General features: G+C 52.0%; 14 protein-coding genes and 1 pseudogene. 6 read left to right on the top strand and 9 right to left on the bottom strand.

Annotation, left to right across the window (positions count from 1 at the left end; genetic code table 11):
• The first annotated feature begins 76 nt into the window (after window positions 1-76).
• The 5 genes from ETG88_RS08265 (at window position 77) to ETG88_RS08245 (ending at window position 4,827) form a co-directional block, all read left to right on the top strand.
• A complete protein-coding gene (locus ETG88_RS08265) occupies window positions 77-1,702 on the top strand; it encodes an EAL domain-containing protein (protein ID WP_338091934.1) in 1,626 nt (541 codons plus the stop codon).
• Between the two features lie 94 nt (window positions 1,703-1,796).
• Entirely contained in the window at window positions 1,797-2,348 is a 552-nt protein-coding gene (locus tag ETG88_RS08260; RefSeq protein ID WP_100778946.1) for a peroxiredoxin, read from the top strand.
• Between the two features lie 31 nt (window positions 2,349-2,379).
• Window positions 2,380-3,612 carry a protein-disulfide reductase DsbD family protein gene (locus ETG88_RS08255; protein WP_129035147.1) on the top strand — a complete coding sequence of 411 codons (1,233 nt, stop codon included), beginning with the start codon at window positions 2,380-2,382 and terminating at the stop codon, window positions 3,610-3,612.
• Between the two features lie 20 nt (window positions 3,613-3,632).
• A complete protein-coding gene (locus ETG88_RS08250) occupies window positions 3,633-4,193 on the top strand; it encodes an RNA polymerase sigma factor (protein ID WP_129035146.1) in 561 nt (186 codons plus the stop codon).
• Window positions 4,180-4,827, top strand: coding sequence for a DUF1109 domain-containing protein (locus ETG88_RS08245; RefSeq protein ID WP_129035145.1), 648 nt, complete (start codon window positions 4,180-4,182; stop codon window positions 4,825-4,827). Before ETG88_RS08250 ends, ETG88_RS08245 begins: the two co-directional genes overlap by 14 nt.
• On the opposite strand, the gene ETG88_RS08240 is transcribed toward ETG88_RS08245, so the two are convergent.
• The gene (locus tag ETG88_RS08240) at window positions 4,803-5,417 is read right to left on the bottom strand and encodes a DUF2238 domain-containing protein (protein ID WP_129035144.1); all 615 of its coding nucleotides are present in this window, start codon (window positions 5,415-5,417) and stop codon (window positions 4,803-4,805) included. The two genes, ETG88_RS08245 and ETG88_RS08240, sit on opposite strands and share 25 nt — an antisense overlap.
• Window positions 5,418-5,532: 115 nt before the next feature.
• Window positions 5,533-8,550: an autotransporter family protein gene (locus tag ETG88_RS08235; RefSeq protein ID WP_129035143.1), complete on the bottom strand. Its 3,018-nt coding sequence runs from the start codon at window positions 8,548-8,550 to the stop codon at window positions 5,533-5,535.
• Window positions 8,551-8,926: 376 nt separating this feature from the next.
• Here ETG88_RS08235 and ETG88_RS08230 point away from each other — a divergent pair, with 376 nt between their 5' ends.
• Complete coding sequence (locus tag ETG88_RS08230) at window positions 8,927-9,595, top strand: alpha/beta hydrolase family protein (protein ID WP_338091935.1); 669 nt, start codon at window positions 8,927-8,929, stop codon at window positions 9,593-9,595.
• A gap of 254 nt (window positions 9,596-9,849) precedes the next feature.
• Here the strand turns inward: ETG88_RS08230 and ETG88_RS08225 are convergent, their stop codons facing one another.
• The 7 genes and pseudogenes from ETG88_RS08225 to ETG88_RS08190 form a co-directional block, all read right to left on the bottom strand.
• Window positions 9,850-10,704: a hypothetical protein gene (locus ETG88_RS08225; RefSeq protein ID WP_491546703.1), complete on the bottom strand. Its 855-nt coding sequence runs from the start codon at window positions 10,702-10,704 to the stop codon at window positions 9,850-9,852.
• Window positions 10,705-10,861: 157 nt separating this feature from the next.
• Window positions 10,862-11,464: a hypothetical protein gene (locus tag ETG88_RS08220; protein WP_129035140.1), complete on the bottom strand. Its 603-nt coding sequence runs from the start codon at window positions 11,462-11,464 to the stop codon at window positions 10,862-10,864.
• Between the two features lie 11 nt (window positions 11,465-11,475).
• Window positions 11,476-11,874 (bottom strand): hypothetical protein, encoded by a 399-nt coding sequence (locus tag ETG88_RS22535; protein ID WP_276528579.1) that lies wholly within the window; start codon window positions 11,872-11,874, stop codon window positions 11,476-11,478.
• A gap of 494 nt (window positions 11,875-12,368) precedes the next feature.
• On the bottom strand, window positions 12,369-12,836 hold the full coding sequence (locus tag ETG88_RS08210; RefSeq protein ID WP_129035139.1) for an Imm42 family immunity protein: 468 nt from the start codon (window positions 12,834-12,836) through the stop codon (window positions 12,369-12,371).
• 346 nt (window positions 12,837-13,182) lie between these two features.
• Window positions 13,183-13,395: pseudogene (locus tag ETG88_RS22630) on the bottom strand (RHS repeat-associated core domain-containing protein); the annotation flags it as partial.
• 589 nt (window positions 13,396-13,984) lie between these two features.
• Window positions 13,985-14,443: a DUF4304 domain-containing protein gene (locus ETG88_RS08195; protein ID WP_129035138.1), complete on the bottom strand. Its 459-nt coding sequence runs from the start codon at window positions 14,441-14,443 to the stop codon at window positions 13,985-13,987.
• Window positions 14,444-14,450: 7 nt separating this feature from the next.
• Window positions 14,451-18,860, bottom strand: coding sequence for a PAAR-like domain-containing protein (locus tag ETG88_RS08190; protein WP_149044957.1), 4,410 nt, complete (start codon window positions 18,858-18,860; stop codon window positions 14,451-14,453).
• Window positions 18,861-18,862 lie beyond the last annotated feature (2 nt).

Genomic DNA, 18,862 nt, shown 5'->3' with positions numbered 1-18,862 from the left:
GCGATGAGTAATGTTTTTGTTTTAAACAAAAAACACAGGAGATACCTGTTTTATACAAAAATACGATATTAAATCTATGGTGATAACATTCCCGGTTTGTTATGATCTCGCTATTCAGAGACGCAGTGGCAAAGGTGTCAAAGGCGTTCGCAAACATCATTATTTTTTATTTCTGGTCATTGATTTTGACAGCTATCGTCTTTTCGCAATAAACATTTTTACCCTCATTTATATTTCGCTGGAGATTATCATGGCCTGGGATGCACGTGCCAACTACCTGAAACGTTTTCAGAATCAATACGTCATTTCTTCCTGCAGCTATGCCTGGCAAGGGTATGAAATGCTTCTGAATAACAGCGGGATCTGCGCTTACCGTATTATGGTCGATGGTGATGAGCCATCCCAGGAAGAACTGAATGCGGTGTACGCCAGTGCAGGTGCAACGATTTCTGTATTCCTTAAAGGAGATATCTGCGAAATTTTAGGTTCGTTGAAAAAAATGATCGTCTTGCTCAACGCCAAACCTGCGAAAGTCACCGTCCTTATTTACAGTCAATTACCGGCAAACTGGCTTTACCGCACATTGTACAGTTTGATCAGGGATAAAAATAAACTCAGAAATATACGCGTCGCGAATTTATCGCACCCCTGTCAGGATATTGTGACGGCAGTGTTCCCGCCGCTGGAAGAGGCCGCGTTCCTTGAGAGAAAAGTAAAAGATTGTTTTGAAAAGGGTTTGACGAGCCGGGAGTTAGATTCTGTGCTCTCTTTCTATCGTGGCGTGTCGGTCAAAGCCCAGGCAAAAGCCTGTGGTCTGGCGATCAAAACGATATACGTTTATCGCAAAGAGGGCCTGCGGAAATTGCAGCTGATCAATACCTTTTTAAGCCGTGGCGCGCTGTTTCGGGCGACATTCGCTGTTTCAGGCGAGCCTGTGAGTCATGATAATGCTTATTTAGACGGGCGTTTCACCACCGCGCTGATAAATAAAGAAATATTTCCGGTGTATCAGATTATTACCGACAGTGATAAAAGAGGCGTTGGCTTTGAAATATTACTGCGCTGGAATCGTAAAGGCGTCATCCTTAAACCGGCAGATTTTCTGGCGAACTTGCATGATAAAAATATCTGGTTGCAGCTGATGGCTCTGGTTATTGATGCCGCCGTTCGCGGGATTAACAAATATAATGGGAAATATTATTTCTCCGTTAATATCCCTCCTGAACTGGCATCCGGAAATGCCTTACCAGGGATGGCAAAAAAAGCCGTTGAAATGTTAAGTGATGAACACTGGGCAGAAAAACTGGTGTTTGAGTTCGCCGAAACGATTGATGTAACGCTGGATAAAGGGATTGCGGACACCATGCAGCGCCTGCGCCAAACGGGGTGCAGATTGTTTTTAGATGACTGTTTTTCAAGCGATCACGTTATGTTCCCGGTGAGACAAATTCCTTTTGATGGCCTGAAACTTGATAAAGATATCGTTGATAAATTTGCCGCAAACGACAGTGATTTCAGTCTGATTAAAGCGATGCAGTATTACAGCGATATTACTGGCGTTGCCTGTGTCGCCGAAGGGGTGGACAGCGAGGAAAAATTTAATACCTTATCCGCCGCTGGCATCAAAAGTTTTCAAGGTTATTACCTTGCCAGAGCGGTAAAAGAAGAGGATCTCGATTTTCTGGTGCGTAAATTTAGCTAACAGCGATACATTTTTTATGGTCGGGCGAAACTTTTGCTCGCGGGCTAACGAACTATTATTCAGATAGCCCCCCTTTTCCCTGATGGAGTTGACCATGAAACGTTTGAAAATCGCGTCCGCCGCCGCCGTACTGACCCTTTCACTGTTTTCCATGAACACCCAGGCCGCGCTCGAAGCCGGAGCGAAAGCGCCCGATTTTACCCTTCAGGGCGCGCTCGGCGGTAAACCGCTGACGTTCACCTTACAGCAGGCGCTGCAAAAAGGGCCGGTGGTGCTCTATTTCTTCCCGGCGGCATTTACCAAGGGCTGCACGCTGGAAGCCCACGCCTTCGCCGAAGCGACGGATGATTTCAAAAAACTGGGCGCCACGGTGGTGGGGGTAACCGCCGGTAACGTCGACCAGGTGGATGAATTCTCGAAACTGGAGTGCCGCGATAAGTTTGCGGTGGCAGCCGATCCTGGTGCGAAAGTGGCGGCCGAGTATGAAACGCTGATGCAGATGAACGGTAAAACCCTCTCCGATCGCACCTCTTTCGTCATCGCCCCGGATGGCAAAATTCTGCTGAGCTACACCGACCGCAACCCGGATGCGCACATTCAGAAAACGATGGACGCCGTGAAGCAATATGCGAAATCGCACTCCTGATTAACGCCGACGTTCGCATTCGAGGTTTGCTATGTTAACCGCCATTTTTGCCGCCTTTCTGGGCGGCGTGATCCTGAATTTCATGCCCTGTGTTTTCCCGGTGATCTCCCTGAAAGCGCTGGGGATCATGCGCCATCAGGGCGACACGAAAAGCGCACGAACCGAAGGGCTGGGTTTTCTGCTCGGGGTGATTTTCACCATGATGGCGCTGGCGGCGCTGCTGCTGGCGCTTCGCGCCGGGGGAACCGCCGTGGGATGGGGATTTCAGCTGCAGTCACCGCTGGTGATTGCGGTTCTGGCGCTGATTATTCTCGGGGCTGCACTCAACCTGCTCGGTGTATTTGAGGTTGGGCTGTCGCTGCAGCGGGCAGGGGAGATCTCTGTCGGTCGCGGAGCATTTGTTCGTTCTGCCCTGACCGGCGCGCTGGCGATTGTGGTGGCCACGCCGTGTTCCGCGCCATTTATGGCGGGTGCCGTGGGCTATGCTCTGGTGCAGCCGCCTGCGGTTTCACTGGCCATTTTCTTCGCGCTGGCGCTCGGTTTTGCCGCCCCCTTTACCCTCGTCTCCCTGTTCCCGGCAATTGCCCGTCGCCTGCCGCGCCCTGGTGCGTGGATGGATGTGCTCAAGCGTGGGCTAGCGTTTCCAATGCTGGGCGCCTTTGCCTGGCTGGTGTGGGTGCTGGCGCAGCAGGCCGGCACCACGGCGCTGGCGGTGATGCTGGCGAGCGCAGTGGTGGTGAGCTTTGCCGCGTGGCTGTACGGTATCGCGCAGCGCAGACGCTATCTCGGCCACTCTTACAAAGTGCTGCTGGCTATCACGGTGGCGTTTTTTGTTGTCGCCATCGTGCCGTTACCGAGGGCGATCAACGCAGGATCAACGGCGCCTGTGACCGCAGTGGCGGATAACGCGGCGCCCGTGAAGTGGTCTCCGCAGAGCGTGGCGGCCCTGCGCGGTCACGGCAAAGCGATCTTCGTAAACTTTACCGCGTCGTGGTGCATCACCTGTCAGGTGAACGATCGCACATCGCTCTCTACGCAGGCGGTGAAAGAGGCGATGGCCCGCACTGGTGCAGTGTATATGGTGGCGGACTCCACCAAATTTAACGCGGACATCGATGATGCGATGAACATGTTCGGCCAGGGCGGTCTGCCGCTGTACGTGGTCTATCCGGCAGACGGAAGCGCGCCGCACGTGCTCCCGCAAGTGCTGACGCCCTCAATCGTGGTGAACGCCCTGAATCAGGCGGCTGGCAAAAAAGCATGAGGTAATCGTTATGGCGGAATATGGATAACGGGCTTGCCCCGCGCGAGGCCTGGCCTGAGCTGATGACAAAAGCTCAGGCCGGCGATCGTCACGCCTATACGCAGTTATTGCGGGCGATCGTCCCGGCTATCCGCGCGATAGTGCGCCGACAGGTGTTCGATCCGGCGCTGGTGGAAGATGTCATCCAGGATGTGCTGCTGACAGTGCATCGGGTTCGCCATACCTACGATCCAGACTGCCCCTTTTTACCCTGGCTGATGGCGATTACTCAGGCTCGGGCGGTCGATGCGCTGCGCCATCATGGGCGGACGTTACGCAGGGAAACGGATACGGAAGAGGCGCTGGCCAACGTCGCGGCTGTCGAGAGCGTGGAACATCAGGACGAGCAGGAGGAGCTGGCGCTGATCCTCAACAGGCTGCCCGCCCGCCAGCGGCAAATCGTGGAACATATTCATCTGCAGGAGATGACGCTTGCGCAGGCGGCAAGCCGTCACAATCTGACGATCTCTGCGGTGAAATCCCTGCTGCACAGGGCTATTACCAATCTTCGCCGGATGGGAGCGAATCATGACCGATCATGAGCTGTTAATCGAAAAACTGAGTCGGCAGGCGCAGCCCGTCACCCGCCCGTGGCGCGATGGCTGGCGCGTGCTGGCGTGGACGTTAATGGCGTTGCCGAGCGGATGGCTTTGCAGTTTGCTGTTGCAGCGTGTGGCGACGGACTGGTCCCAGGCGGGCGCACTGCTGGCCCTGCTGCAACTGGGGCTGACGTTTGTGATGGGGGTGCTGGCGATCCGCAATGCGTTTTTACTCAGCATCGCCGGGCGTCGTCCCCTGAGCTGGAAGTGGTTTATGCCGCTGCTGATCGTGTGGCTGGGCTGCGTGCTGGCGAATATGGGCCAGTCGTCCCAGATTCACCATCGTGACGCGGTGAACTGCTACGTCTTTATGATGACCGTCAGCGCGCCGATGGTGCTACTGGTTATCGGCTATCTGCGCCGTACCCGCAGCCTTCATCCCCTGCAAAGTCTCGCCTCGGCAGGGGCTGGCGTCGCCTGCATGGCGCTGACGCTATTGTCGTTTTGCCACTCCGTTGAAGTGCATCCCCTGGATTTTGCCCTGCACATGGCAGCGACCCTGACAATCGTGGTCGCCACGGTCGGCTTGGGGTGGCGATGGGTGGCGATTCCTCAGATGCGTTCCAGCTGCCGCTGATGAATACGCCCCAGCAGCAGGACGGTGGTGAGCGCGCCGAGCAGGGCGCAGAACATATCTGACTGGGTATCCCAGGGATCGCCCTGCGTGCCGAGAAAATCATCCGCGCCTTGTCCCATCGCCAGCGCCGCCCACCATTCTATCAGCTCGTAGGTCGCGCTGATGGCCAGCGCGATGCAGCACACCAGAAAACTCGTCATTTTGCGACCATTGACGTAACCGCCGCGCACCAGTATCTCACGCGCCGCCAGGGCAGGCACCAGCCCCTGGAAAAAGTGTCCGAGTTTATCGTACGGGTTGCGGCTCAGATTCAGCCACTCCTGAACCTCAAAACCGATGGGCACTTTGGCGTAAGTGTACATTCCGCCGACCATCAGAATGATCGCGTGGAAGAAGATCAGCGTGTAAAGCAGGGGAGTGAGTGGGTAGCGTTTTTGGGTAGCGAGCAGCAGTGGTACCACGATGACCACGGGAGTGACTTCCATCAGCCAGGTGACGCGGTCCCCGGTAAACAGGCCGGTATAAATCAAGATCAGCATCAGGAGCAGCGCGCCGCCCTTTAATGCAGAGGAGAGTGCAGTTTGGCTCATGGCATTTTCTTATCGGGAAAAGAACTACTATTAACGCGCCCGATGAAAAACTCAATGTTTTGCCGCCCATGATAAAAAAATGGGGCCATGTGCGGCCCCATTTTATTCACAGCAATTAGAACATCTTACGCAACCGCAGGCTGAAGGTGTGCGCCTGATAGCGCTCGCCCGCTTGCAGATCGTAGCGCGCGTCCAGGCTCAGATCGTTGGCGTCGTACAGCGTGCTGCCGATCGCCACACCCGCCATATCTTCCACCGGCGATGCGCCTTTGGTGATAAAGCTGGTTTCACCGACGGCATCGGCGGCGTAGGTCGCATGGCTGCTCACCTGACGGTTATCGTACTGATGAATCCACGAGACCTGCGCGAACGGCGTCAGGCTGCCGAGACCGGTCGCGAAGGTTTTCTCGATGCGGGCACCGATATCGCTCACCACAGACTGGGAGTGGGTACTGCCCACATTCAGCGCCATGCCGTTACCGCCTGTCTCTTTATAGTCATCCACATGCTGATATCCGTACGTCAGGCTAGCAAGCGGCGTGACGACAACGTCGGCAGGCAGCGTGACCGGATAGCCGAACTCCGTTTGCAGGGTGACGGACTGACCGTTGAATTTACCCTGAGCAGCGCCGGAGAAGCCGGTGAAGTCTGCGCGGCGAACCGAGCTGTAGTTCTGGCGGTTTACACCGGCAGAGAGGTTCAGATACCACGGATCGCCCGTGTAACCGGCGTAACCGATGATGCCGTAGTTGTCGGCGGTGGAGGTGTTACCGCTCAGATTGCCTTTACCATGCACGGAGGTGTTGCTGTAGTTCACGGCCGCGCCCAGACGCCAGTCGTCACCCAGCGAGCGGTCGGCGCCCAGAATCAGGCCGCCAAATTTCGCCGTGTAGCCGCTGATTTCAGCACTGCTGTCCTGACGCGCATAGCCGCCAAACGGCTGACCCCAGACGATCCAGTTGCTTGTGTAGTCATCACCGGTCGCGACGCCGCTGGTGCCGGAGGTGTGAGGATTACGCACTGCATCAATGTGCGCGCCCACAACCGCCTGAGCGGTAGAGGTCGCCACGGCGGCGGCAGAGCTGGTGTTGATGTTCTGGCCTGGGGAGAGTTTCTCGCCCGCGCGGTTGGCTTCGTCTTTGCCCTGGATGGCTAACGAGGCGTTATACAGATCCAACAGCTGCGGAGAGGAGATCCCGGTGTAGTTCGCCAGACCGCCCAATGCCGCGCTGGCGCTTGGGATCGTCGCCAGCGCAGGTTTTGGCGTTGGCTGAGTCGGCGGTGTCACCACTGGCGGCGTTACAACCGGTGGTGTTACAACGGGCGGTGTTACAACCGGTGGCGTCACCACTGGCGGTGTTACAACCGGTGGCGTCACAACGGGTGGCGTGACAACGGGCGGTGTCACAACCGGTGGCGTCACAACGGGCGGTGTCACAACAGGTGGTGTCACAACCGGTGGCGTGACAACAGGCGGTGTCACAACCGGAGGCTCGGCGCCCACGGTCAAGACCAGCGCTTTGTCTGTTCCTGTCTCATAAACGGAACCACTCACGGCGCCGCGATAGCCGCTCGCGCTGTAGTTCAGCTTATCGGCGTTGTAATCGGTGCCCGATCCCGCGGCATTGATCACCACATAGCGCTGGCCTTCCGCGAACTGATACGTGCCACCCGTGCGGACCAGGTTGATGCTCGAACCTTCTTCGATTGTCGCATTGCCGGTGACATTCAAACGGCCATAGCCGCTGTCGGCCATCAGCGTGCCGTTCTGGGTTGCCAGATCGGAGATACCTGAAATCAGCGCTGCTGCGGCTTTCTGGTGGTAATCCCCGGCAATCGTAATGTCTGTATTGACCTGCAAGGACGCGCCACGGTTCTGGACCGTGGCCGCATTCACGTTATCGTTCAGCAGCAGTGAACCGGTGCCAAAGATGACGTCTGAGTGCTGGCTGGTGAGGGTGCCTGTCCCGTTCTGGCCGGTTAAGGTTCCCGTGGTCGTGCTACCGCCATTGATGAGTAACGGTGCTGCGCTTTGGGAGTAAATATCGCCTTTCACCACACCGTTGTTGGTCAGCGTAATATCCGCGCTGGCGTTAATATCCGTGTAGATATACAGGGCAGAGTTGCCGCCGCTCAGGGTGCCGTTGTTGATGATTTGAGTGGCTGGATTCTGGTTGCTGTAGCTGGCAAGGTAAATACCGTAATAGCCGCCCGAGATTTCGCCGTTGTTCACGATCTCGGCGATTGCGTTGCCGTCGGAGCTGCTGGCGAAAATACCATTGTTAATCGCAGCAATGCGGCCATTGTTTTCAAGGGTACCTACGGTGCCATAGTTGGTAATGGCGTCTGCGCTACCGCTGATCAGATTGTCATTGATAAGGGTGTTGATCGTCCCCCAGTTAATCACCCCGGCGCTGCCGAAATAATTGAGGGTACCGGTCTGGAGCGTACCCGTATTATGCAGCGTACCAATGATCCCGCGATTATAAATCGCGCCGTTTTGCCCGGGCATCGGCATAAAATTGTTATTCGCAGCGGTAATTACGCCGGCATTGGTCAGACTATCAATAGTGCCGAGGTTATTAATACCGCGATAGCCGGTAATGGTTCCGGTTTCCGTGTTCGTCAGATTAATAATATGGCCGTTATTTTCGATGGAGCCGGTATTATCCATCCCCATATTAAAATTATTCAGCGAATTTTGAATCGTGCCACGGTTAATAAAATTATCCACGACGCCCGACGCACTCAGTTCGACTATGCTGCCATAATGGTACTGATTAACGCTTTGAATAATGCCGTTATTTTCAAACGTACCGGCTGTACCGTCAATTTGAACCACATTCATACTGAAGGGCAGATTATTATCGTTAATATCAGTGATCAGGCCCTCGTTGGTGAATGTAGTGACCGTCGCCCCCTGTTGAAGCGTTAACGCGGTTGTGGGCGCGCCGCTAAGGGAACCGGTATTGGTCACGCGAATAACATCGTTTGAGCCGAGCACCTGAAGGCCGGACATTGGTGTGTCGATGATGACGTCTGATGCTGCGATAGAATGGGTCGTCAGCAGCCCCTGTGCCGCTGTTGAAGCCACCAGCAAAGAAATCAGCTGGCTAAGATATTTTTTTCTCATGGTGAGCCGTCACAAAGTTGCGATTGTTGTAAAAATGCAGATGGAGAAACTTCGGATTAATCCGATATTGTTCGGGCGCAGAATATACAATTTGTTGCAAAAAACAATAAGCTTTGCTTAATTATTTCATTGAGAAATAATTCCATAAATTTTGTGTTGTTTTTAATTTAACTTAGGGTGAGATATGGCTTTGCGGGTTAAACAGAATATATTCTTTGCAGCCCTATTGATTAATTTATCTTTTTTATTCACGGGCTGCGTTTATGTCGAACCCCGGGAGACGGCAAGCCAGATTGCGCAGGATGCAGGTCTTACCAGAGAAAATGTTCAGACAGATTCCTTTTTGATTGCCAGCTGGAGTCGAATTGCACCCACCGTGACGTCACTGCATGTCTACATCGAAGGGGATGGATTTGCCTGGCAAAGCCGCACGCGGCCCTCGGACGATCCGACTCCACGCAATCCCGTTGGCCTGAAGCTGGCTGCCGCTGATACTCACGCCAGCGTGCTCTATCTGGGCCGGCCATGTCAGTTTATAGGGCCGCCGTTGCCTGCGTATTGCAGTGTTCGCTGGTGGACCGCCGATCGTTTCTCCCCGCAGGTATTGAAGGCGATGGACGAGGCGCTAAGCCAGTTTACGGCGCGTTATCCGGGCGTGACGCTTGAATTAACGGGATATTCTGGCGGGGGTAATATCGCGGCGCTGCTGGCCGAACGGCGTGGGGATGTCCGGGTGCTGCGCACCGTGGCGGGTAATCTCGATGTCAATTATGTCAACGAGTTGCATCATGTGAGCGCGATGCCTGACGCAATGAGCGCCATCGACCATGCCGGCAAGCTGAAGCACATTCCACAGCTGCATCTCAGCGGCGACGCGGATGAAACAGTTCCCCCCGAGGTCGCCCGTCGTTTTGTGCAGGTGACAGGCGGAACCTGCGCCCACACGGCAGTGGTAAGCGGCATGGCGCATGGCTCCGACTGGGCAGCCATTTGGCCGCAATGGCTGGTGAAAGGCGTGACAGTCTGTAATAGAGCATTTAATTAAATAAAATTTGAGAACGTTATCGTTACGTTTTCCTGCGACTGCTGCAATGCTTGCTGTCTGGTTGACATAGGTATGTCCTTTTCAGCGCCTGCTCATACTTCAACCCGTGGTGCGGCCCGGCAGATACATGTGATATTTCTATATCAGGGCGTCAATCGCATGCCTAAGACTCATCTCATAGATAAAGAATTGCGTGATGTTGGATTTGATATGGATATGTCCTATACCGTTAAAATTGCAGAATTCTGTATTTTTCACATGCGTGGTAACGAAGGTATGGTTATTATCCAGGTCTGGCGGCGGGTGATGTTGAGATTTTTGTCGTAGATGAAGCGCTCTTCGCGCATCGGCATACACTGGCTGCCGGTCCAGGTGGCATGACTTATCTGGTCGTTTGCCGTCAGGCTGTGCACCGCAGTGCCACGCAGTGAGTCGGCAATCATGGTCAGGTTGTAGGCTTTGTCGTACAGCCATTCCCGCGCCAGCCTGCTGTTACGCTCATCCGGTCCGGTGTTCTGATTCCCGGCTTTCTGCTTTGTCAGCATGCCGGTCTGCGTGTAGCTGAGCTGCTGGTAAAATCCGGCGTCGCTCTGGTGGGTCGTTTCCTGGCCGCGCAGATCATGGGTGAATGTCAGGGGAGCATGGCCGTTAAGTTGCCACAGTTTCAGCTCGCCCGTCACGCCGTGGGTGAAGTGTTCAGTCAGTCCGCCAGTGATGCGCTGAGATACCGTGTCACGGTCACTATCATACTGATACTCCGTGCGTCTGCCGTTGAGGGTTTCGGCGATGAGACGGCTTGCGCCGTCATAGTCATACGTGACCGTCGCCGCATCATTTTTTGCCTCTACCAGACGGCACAGAGTGTCATAGCGAAAAGTGGTGGTGCTGAGAGTGTGGTTGCTATCGTCCCGCGTCACTTGCTCATTTGTGACCTGGTCGGTGACATTGTAGCGGCGGTTCAGGCAGGTGCCGTCCGGGAAGCGCGTGCAGATACAGCGGCCTGCATTATCGTATTCGTACGTCAGCGTGCGCCCAGTGAAGTCGGTTTCAGCAATCAGCTGTCCGGCTTTGTCATAGGTGAGTCGGTAACGGTCGCCTTCGGCGTTAATGATTTCAGTCAGGCGAGTGAGTTTATCGTACCGGCATGCCAGGCGTTCGCCGTCGGGGCGTTAAGTGACTAAGTGCGTTTGTAATAGCTGCTAAGTTTAAAATGGCCGCGTATATATGTAAGACCGTTTCGGTCATTATTCATAACGTGTAAGATTATTACCAATAATTTAATTGTTCGGGGGAGTTAAACTCTTGCGTATGCACCTCATTCAATTCACAGTGTAGTTTTATTTTATGCCAAACATTTGGTTCAAATAAAAATAGAGTCTGCCCTGCTTGAGGCGTGTTAAACTTACTCAAAAAGAAGTTATAGCCATTAATTATTAAATAATTGAGCTTGTTAGAGTCATAAATTCCATCTTTGATAAAATTAAAGAGAAATGGCTCTGCAGGTAATGGTTCTGCACTTAGCCCTCTTTTTGTTCTCATTCTATTCTTGGCTTTGAATGAGTGGAATTTATTATGTTCAAGTATCAAGTTATTGCTTCTTTCGCCATAGAAATAGACTCCGTCAATATTAATGTTATTTTGTTCTTTGATACTATTTCGCTCGGCATCCAAATGGGAAATGTTACCAAAGACACCGGATATTATTTTTTGTGACTTATCTGTAGAGAAACCGTAAGGGCCAAAACCGTTATTGTCCACATCCCTTTGATAGCATATACAGTATGGTTCGGTACATAATTCTTTTGCTCGTATAAAATTATCTGCCATCCAAATAGGAAGAGGGAATTTAATTACTCGCTCAATGGACATAGACTTGCAGCTTACCATGTAAATACCTTTTCATTGCCTTGTGGATCAATAGCATGTATATGACCGCCTGAATGATAATCTGGAATGCCCGGCTCTCCCGCATCTGGGTGTCCGTCGGGATGCTCAAACCATTCATTTTTACCCGATGGATTTCTGCGTCCCAATTTCTGACCGCCAGCAGCTTTCATTTTCTCCCAATTTTCCCCACGACTGGTCACCTTCAGGTCGTCTAATGAAATATTAAGGCCACCACGAGAAATACGAGGAACTTGGGCATATTCTTTAGCAAGTCTGAAAGCTTCATTCCGGCTTCTAGCTTTTATTGCACAACAAGCCAACCCCAGCGGGTCTATCCACCCCAACGGATTATGCACATACCCGTAAGGATTTACCCCACCGGCCAACCCAATCGGGTCCGGACTTATATACTGCCCTGCCTCGCAATCATAGTACCGGTAGCGGTTGTAATACTACCCGGATTCTTCATCCTCATACTGGCCTGGAAAACGCAGTCTGCATGAGACGTTGGCGTCATTTGCACTCTCTTCCCGGCCCCACTGTTGCTGTTTTCCCCGCCAGACGATGGTGCTGAGTTCCTTGATGCGCCCGACCGTATCCATTACTGCATAGTGCAGCTGGCCCTTTTTGTAGCGTGCCAGCGGCGTAAAAAACTGTCCAGTTCGTATATTCAGCGAATGGTGTTTTCGTTACCCGGTTTACCGTCAGAACCCACCGGGATTCCCTTTAATAAATAGTTATCATCTCAGTAAAAATAACCTCGGGTATCCGACGCATGATGTTTCGCCAACTAAAGAGATGAACTGATATTTCCAGAGTTCTCCATAAGTTTTTCAACCTATTTAGTTGGTTTATTGTTGAGTCAGAACCCTGGTTTTTGTGGTTTTTATTGTGAGAACTTATTGATTAAAGACTTCATCTGCTTTAAAACGTATCTTGGTGGAAGAAAAATCTCTTTAATATCCTCATTCTTGAACTTTCTCCAAATAACTCTGTCATTCTCATTCGAAGATAATAGAATGACTATTTCTCCATCAAAGCATGGTGTTAAATCTAAAGTAATCCAAATGTAACTCAGGGTTTGAGAAACTTTCCAGTTATTTGCATTTCTGTATCCGTCAACCACATACGAATAGATACTGAATTTATCAAGATTCATAAGGCGGCCGGCTGTAGTATACCCATAATTGTTTACTTTATCTTCCAGCAAAGCAACGAAGGTTTCTAGAGGCGCATTTTCTCTTTTATTACCGATTTCCTCATTGTTTAAAAATAGAGATGCGTTAATATATTTATTGTCAATTTGTATTTCAATGGAAAACAGTTTTTTTTCGCCGAATGAAAGTTTATCCACATTTTCCACCTAGTGATTTGATTTTTCCTGCTATTTGTTTGAATCTTTTACGAATCCAAGATGGAACTTCTAATCCTCTTTCTGAATTTTCTCTACCATTCCAATGAACTTTCCCATTGTTCCCTTGGTAGCGATAGAACTCGCCTTCACTATTTTGTCCAAACCATTTGTTTCCTGAAGAATCGGCAGGTACTGATTTTCGATAAACTTCCTCTGCATCTGGTGGCAGAGGTGTTGTTTTACTACCTCCACCTCTAAAATCAGGAGAAGACGGATCATGATGTGTCGCGGGATCGTATTCAGGTTTTGGTCCGTGATAAGGGGATTCAGACTTATAATTCTTAGTTAAACCTAGAGGGTCTATCCACCCCAACGGATTATGCACATACCCGTAAGGATTTACCCCACCTGCCAACCCAATCGGGTCCGGACTTATATACTGCCCAGTCTCACAATCATAGTACCGGAACCGGTTGTAATACAACCCGGATTCTTCATCCTCGTACTGACCCGGAAAACGCAGTCTGCATGAGATGTAAGCGTCATTCGCACTTTCTTCCCGGCCCCACAGTTGCTGTTTTCCCCGCTAGACAATGGTGCCGTCTTCGGCCAGCAGTTCCTGGATGCGCCCGACTGTATCCGTTACCGCATAGTGCAGTTGTCCCTTTTCGTAGCGCGCCAGCGGTGTAAAGCTGCTCGGGTCAAATATTTAGCCAATGGTGTTTCCATCTTGCACAGTGCCATATACTCTTACTGGGATCTTCTCCATCAGCTGTTGGCCGTTCCATTAAAAGTCCGTACCCGGTTTTCATAGCTGGTGTAGCGTATTGGTAAAACGTCTGCCGAACGGGTCATATTTATATTCCCGGGTCCCTCCTTCAGTAGTTTTCAGCCCGATGATAGTTCCGAACATCTCTGCGGTAGTACTATTATAGACAAGGATGAAAATAGATTACTGTTTTGATATCCATTTACATATTTTGAAGTCTCTTGAAGTGTTGGTTTTATATATTTTGATTAACATTGTAAAATGCAAATATAAAGGGGGTGATCTTTATAAATATAAATACGATTTTATTTCATCGTTCAGTTTTTATGAAGTAAATAAAAACACCCCCTCTATTTAAAAATGTTACTCATAATGTTGATCAAAGGTTTAGAACTTCACGAGCTCGGGCATCAATCATTGCAGCTTTAAGATTTCCATCTACATATAGTTTCTTCACTCCTTCTTTCGTACTCAAATTTTCCAAATAAGGAATTAAGTATCTATTTAGCTCACGGAGCAATCGCTCTAACTTTGCATCATCAGAAACTTCCAAATCAAGAGCTGAGTCCAAAATGACAGAGTCTAACTCTGGAACTAATTTGTCCGCAGAAATTATGAAGTCTATATCTTTCGCTTTCTTAGAAAAATCCTGATGTTTGTCATGACTACAAATGCCACCTATCTCTAAATAATACTTATTAGCCCACTGGCTTTTTCTTAAATATAGAACTAAAAGATACTCATTACATACTTTCCCCCACAAGCTTCCATATTTTTTGAAACTAAGATCACGCAGAAACTCGGTAAATTTGTCAAATATTATTTTTTTTCCATACATTTACTCCTTAAGAACGATAGATATCCAAGAACCCAGTCCAACCACCATCACAAGGGAAATGCTCATTTAGATATTCAAGATACCCCTGTAGTTGCCTCTTACCTTTGCACCTTCCTGAAGGAGTATCTGGTTTCAATTCACGAACAATATTATCTTCAAAATTTATAGCATCAGGTCTGAATTTACCTTCGCTGCCAGGTATACTTCGATTGAAATCATATCCTCCCCCTTGTGTGAGTTCATAGTTTTTATGGGCCTGCCTACCGTTGGAGGCTGAAGTTGATTCTCCGCTGGCGAACGTTCCATCTGAATTTCGTACCGTACCATTACTGTCGGTAAACGTTCCACCAGAATTTTTGCTTCTCTTTTTCCTCTTTAATCCTAGAGGGTCTAACCATTGCAATGGATTTATGACGTAGGCATAGAGGTTTATCCCCCCTTTGGATCCAATAGGGTCCGCCGAAATATACTGCCCAGTCTCACAATCATAGTACCGGAACCGGTTGTAATACAACCCGGATTCTTCATCCTCATACTGGCCCGGAAAACGCAGTCTGCATGAGACGTTAGCGTTATTTTCACTCTTTTCCCGGCCCCACAGTTGCTGTTTTCCCCGCCAGACGATGGTGCCGTCTTCGGTCAGCAGTTCCTGGATGCGCCCGACCGTATCCGTTACCGCATAGTGCAGCTGTCCCTTTTCGTAGCGCGCCAGCGGTGTAAAGCTGCCTGGTTCGTATATCCAGCGAATGGCGTTTTCATCATCCGGTTTGCCGTCAGAGCCGACGGGAATTTCGTCGGTGAGCTGGTCGCCGTTCCAGTGAAAATCCATCCCCGGTTTGTTGTGGCTGGTGCAGCGTTTACTGATGCGCCGGCCGAACGGGTCGTATTTATATTCCCAGCGTTCGCCATCCGGCGTTTCGATACCCGTGAGCTGGCTCCGGGCGTCCCAGCGGTAGCGCCAGAGAAGAGGGCGGTAGCCGCCTTTATCGACCCGTTTCTCCACCAGACGACCGTTCACATCGTACTTCCAGGCGGTGTTATGCGCGTTTACCACCCGGACAAATTTACCTTCCTCCGGTTTTCCTGTATCCGGGTTGATGCGTGAAGTGGTATGTCGCCAGGCCTTGTGTTCCCGGAATGTTACCCTTCCATGCCGTTGCTGCTGGTGTGCTTCGCTTTCCATCACCTCGTTTATCCAGGTCTGGCGGCGGGTGATGTTGAGATTTTTGTCGTAGGTGAAGCGCTCTTCACGCATCGGCACACTCTGGCTGCCGGTCCAGGTGGCATGGCTTATCTGGTCGTTTGCCGTCGGGCTGTGCACCGCAGTGCCACGCAGGGAGTCGGCAATCATGGTCAGGTTGTAGGCTTTGTCGTACAGCCATTCCCGCGCCAGACTGCTGTTAAGCTCATCCGACCCGGTGTTCTGATTCCCGGCTTTCTGCTTTGTCAGCATGCCGGTCTGCGTGTAGCTGAGCTGCTGGTAAAACCCGGCGTCGCTCTGGCGGGACGTTTCCTGGCCGCATAGATCATGGGTGAATGTCAGGGGAGCATGGTCGTTGAGTTGCCACTGTTTCAGCTCGCCCGTCATGCCGCGGGTGAAGTGTTCAGTCAGTCCGCCAGTGATGCGCTGAGATACCGTGTTACGATCAGTATCATACTGATACTCCGTGCGTCTGCCGTTGAGGGTTTCGGCGATGAGACGGCTTGTGCCGTCATAGTCATACGTGACCGTCGCCGCATCATTTTTTGCCTCTACCAGACGGCACAGAGTGTCATAGCGAAAAGTGGTGGTGCTGAGAGTGTGGTTGCTATCGCCCCGCGTCACTTGCTCATCTGTGACCTGGTCGGTGACATTGTAGCGGCGGTTCAGGCATGTGCCGTCCGGGAAGCGGGTGCGGATACAGCGGCCTGCATTATCGTATTCGTACGTCAGCGTGCGCCCAGTGAAGTCAGTTTCAGCAATCAGCTGTCCGGCTTTGTCATAGGTGAGTCGGTAACGTTCGCCTTCGGCGTTAATGATTTCAGTCAGGCGAGTGAGTTTATCGTACCGGCATGCCAGGCGTTCGCCGTCGGGGCGGGTCATCGCCATGAGCAGGTCAAAGGCACCGTATTCGTAAGAAGTGGTTTTGCCCTCACCGTCTGTGAAGTGCTCCGGGAGCTTTTCGCTGTTATGGCGAATCAGCTCCCGGACGCCGTCCGGGCGGCTGATTTCTTCCACGCTGCCCTGTGGCCCGGCGTGATGTTTACTGTGGCGAAACTGGGTGGTGAAGCCGAGCGGGTCCTGCACACTTAACAGTCGACCGAGAAAATCCTGTTCGGTGTGCGTGATACCGCCGTTCGGGGCGATGGTTTCTCGCACCTGATGCAGGGCGTCATGGCTCCAGCGCCAGGTTGCACCGCCGGGCAAAATCCTCTGCAACAAATCACCCTGGTCGCTGTAACTGAACTGCTGGACGCGTCCCTGTGGGTCAGTCAGGCAGACCATGCTACCGTGGTCGTCGTAAGCCCACTGCCAGATCTGCTCGCCCGGAGCGGTCAGACGAGTTAGCTGCCCGGTGGCGTTATATTCATACCAGAGGCTGTAGCCACCGGGGAGGGCAATATGGCTGATATCGCCTTCATCGTTATAGTCGTATTCGGTCGTGCGACCCAGGGCATCGGTGCGGGACTGAAGTTGCGTATTCTCCCAGACCGTAATTTCTTCCCGGCCCAGCGGGTCGACAGCTCGGGTGACCAGGCCATCTTCGTTATACCAGTAACGGGTTTCGCCGCCTTCCGCATCCACGTAGGTGGTGCAAGACTCTTCATCCTGATAGATAAATCGGTCGTCGTAATAGCCTTCGGTGGACAGCGTACTGATGGCACGGCCCTGTGCGTCATAACAGATATCCACGCAGGTTTTATCCGTATCCCGCCAGCGGGTCATGTAGCCTTCGGTAGAGTATTCATGCCATAAATGGGTGAACTGGAAGGTGTCGCATTCCGTCAGATAGCCATTGGTGTCGTAGCGACAGGTCACGAGACGCTGGTGCTGAGGGGTCACCAGGTCAATGCTCATCAGCTGGTTGTGCTGCCAGTTAAGGGTCAGGGTGTAGCCGTCGCTGTGGTGAATGTCCGTTAACAGAGCATCATTACGGATGAACTCAACCCGGTTACCATAGTTATCATGAAGGGCTGACAGCAGCCAGATGCCAACTCCGGCAGGAGCAAAAACCTGCGTCTGCTGCGAGCGGCGGTCAAAAAGTGTCAGTTCCCCGTGCATATCACCCGCCAGCCTATAATGTGGCTGACGGGAGTTAACGACGCTGTTAAAAATTCCATCTTGTGGGACCGGGTAATAGAGCACCACACCTTCATTGTCGGTAAAGTGCAATTCATCGCCATGGATTATCAGAGAGGCAGACCATTCGTCAGTCCATTTGGGACCAAATGTACCGCCAGCGTGGGACTGGGAGCGATAAAACCGGGACAACATCAGCGGTAGAGAACCGGGGAGATGGAGCACGCTGAACTCCTGGAGAAAATCACCGGTTCCTGCATCTACGGGTTCTCCGGGTTTGGTGCACTTTTTCCCCTCAGCCCCTTTTCCGGAACCTCTCTTTAGCTTCTTCCATCCCTTAACGATGCCACCCTTTAATTTTGCGGCCGCCTCGCGGGCAGCTTTCGCCGCGGCTTTGGCTGCTTTTGCTGCTGCTTTTGCGGCAAGTTTTGCCGCTTTCTCTGCCTCTGCTGCTTTGGATGCCATCTTTGCAGTGGCTTTTGCGCCTTTCGCCAGCATTTTCCCTGCAGCCGCTGCATCACCTACTCCGGGCACTGCCGCCATCAGTGACATGGCTGCTTCGGCGTAATTCCCTCTTGCGGCGCTGACGCCCACGTTTGCCAGGTCCGCCAGCGCACCAAATACGGGTATAAAACCCGCAATATCAAGCCCTAACTGCAGCGCGTCCAGCCAACTGCCGTCGTCATCTTCCTCTTCTTTGGTTTCGGGTTCATCTTCCGGGTCGGCGTTTTCAGCAGATACCCCTCCTGGGGGCGGTTGCCCGACGATAATGCCGAGAGTATTGCGGCTGTTCATCCAAAATTCATCGTTGTGCCGCAGGATTGGTTTACCACCAAAGAATACCGTCTCGCTGTGACCGAGTGGCTCGCATACATCTCCCACCGTTCCACTGCTGACACCTTTGGCAGCCCCAGGTGAATCACCCTGGGTCTGCGGGATGGAACTCTGATTGAGGACGACTGCCGGGCAGCTGTTCAGTTTCACCGATGGCACTACCATCACTGCTGCGCCCATATTAGCCGTCACCGGGTAGGGCACTGGCGGTGTAGAATCGCCTCGCGGGGTTTTGCAAACATCGGGGCTGGTGCTGACAACTGTCCACTGTCCGTCCTGACGTGCCGTATAGTTATCTGCCATTT

This window comes from Lelliottia nimipressuralis (genome assembly GCF_004115925.1).
In the GTDB taxonomy this organism is placed as follows: domain Bacteria; phylum Pseudomonadota; class Gammaproteobacteria; order Enterobacterales; family Enterobacteriaceae; genus Enterobacter; species Enterobacter nimipressuralis.
This window is presented reverse-complemented; position numbering and strand designations above follow the sequence as displayed.

Bases quoted from the DNA above. Each gene is read 5' to 3' on its own strand.
- ETG88_RS08245 (WP_129035145.1), top strand. From the start codon at position 4,180: ATGACCGATCATGAGCTGTTAATCGAAAAACTGAGTCGGCAGGCGCAG.
- ETG88_RS08260 (WP_100778946.1), top strand. From the start codon at position 1,797: ATGAAACGTTTGAAAATCGCGTCCGCCGCCGCCGTACTGACCCTTTCA.
- ETG88_RS08250 (WP_129035146.1), top strand. From the start codon at position 3,633: ATGGATAACGGGCTTGCCCCGCGCGAGGCCTGGCCTGAGCTGATGACA.
- ETG88_RS08235 (WP_129035143.1), bottom strand. From the start codon at position 8,550: ATGAGAAAAAAATATCTTAGCCAGCTGATTTCTTTGCTGGTGGCTTCA.
- ETG88_RS08195 (WP_129035138.1), bottom strand. From the start codon at position 14,443: ATGTATGGAAAAAAAATAATATTTGACAAATTTACCGAGTTTCTGCGT.
- ETG88_RS08240 (WP_129035144.1), bottom strand. From the start codon at position 5,417: ATGAGCCAAACTGCACTCTCCTCTGCATTAAAGGGCGGCGCGCTGCTC.
- ETG88_RS08190 (WP_149044957.1), bottom strand. From the start codon at position 18,860: ATGGCAGATAACTATACGGCACGTCAGGACGGACAGTGGACAGTTGTC.
- ETG88_RS08255 (WP_129035147.1), top strand. From the start codon at position 2,380: ATGTTAACCGCCATTTTTGCCGCCTTTCTGGGCGGCGTGATCCTGAAT.
- ETG88_RS08265 (WP_338091934.1), top strand. From the start codon at position 77: ATGGTGATAACATTCCCGGTTTGTTATGATCTCGCTATTCAGAGACGC.
- ETG88_RS08220 (WP_129035140.1), bottom strand. From the start codon at position 11,464: ATGTCCATTGAGCGAGTAATTAAATTCCCTCTTCCTATTTGGATGGCA.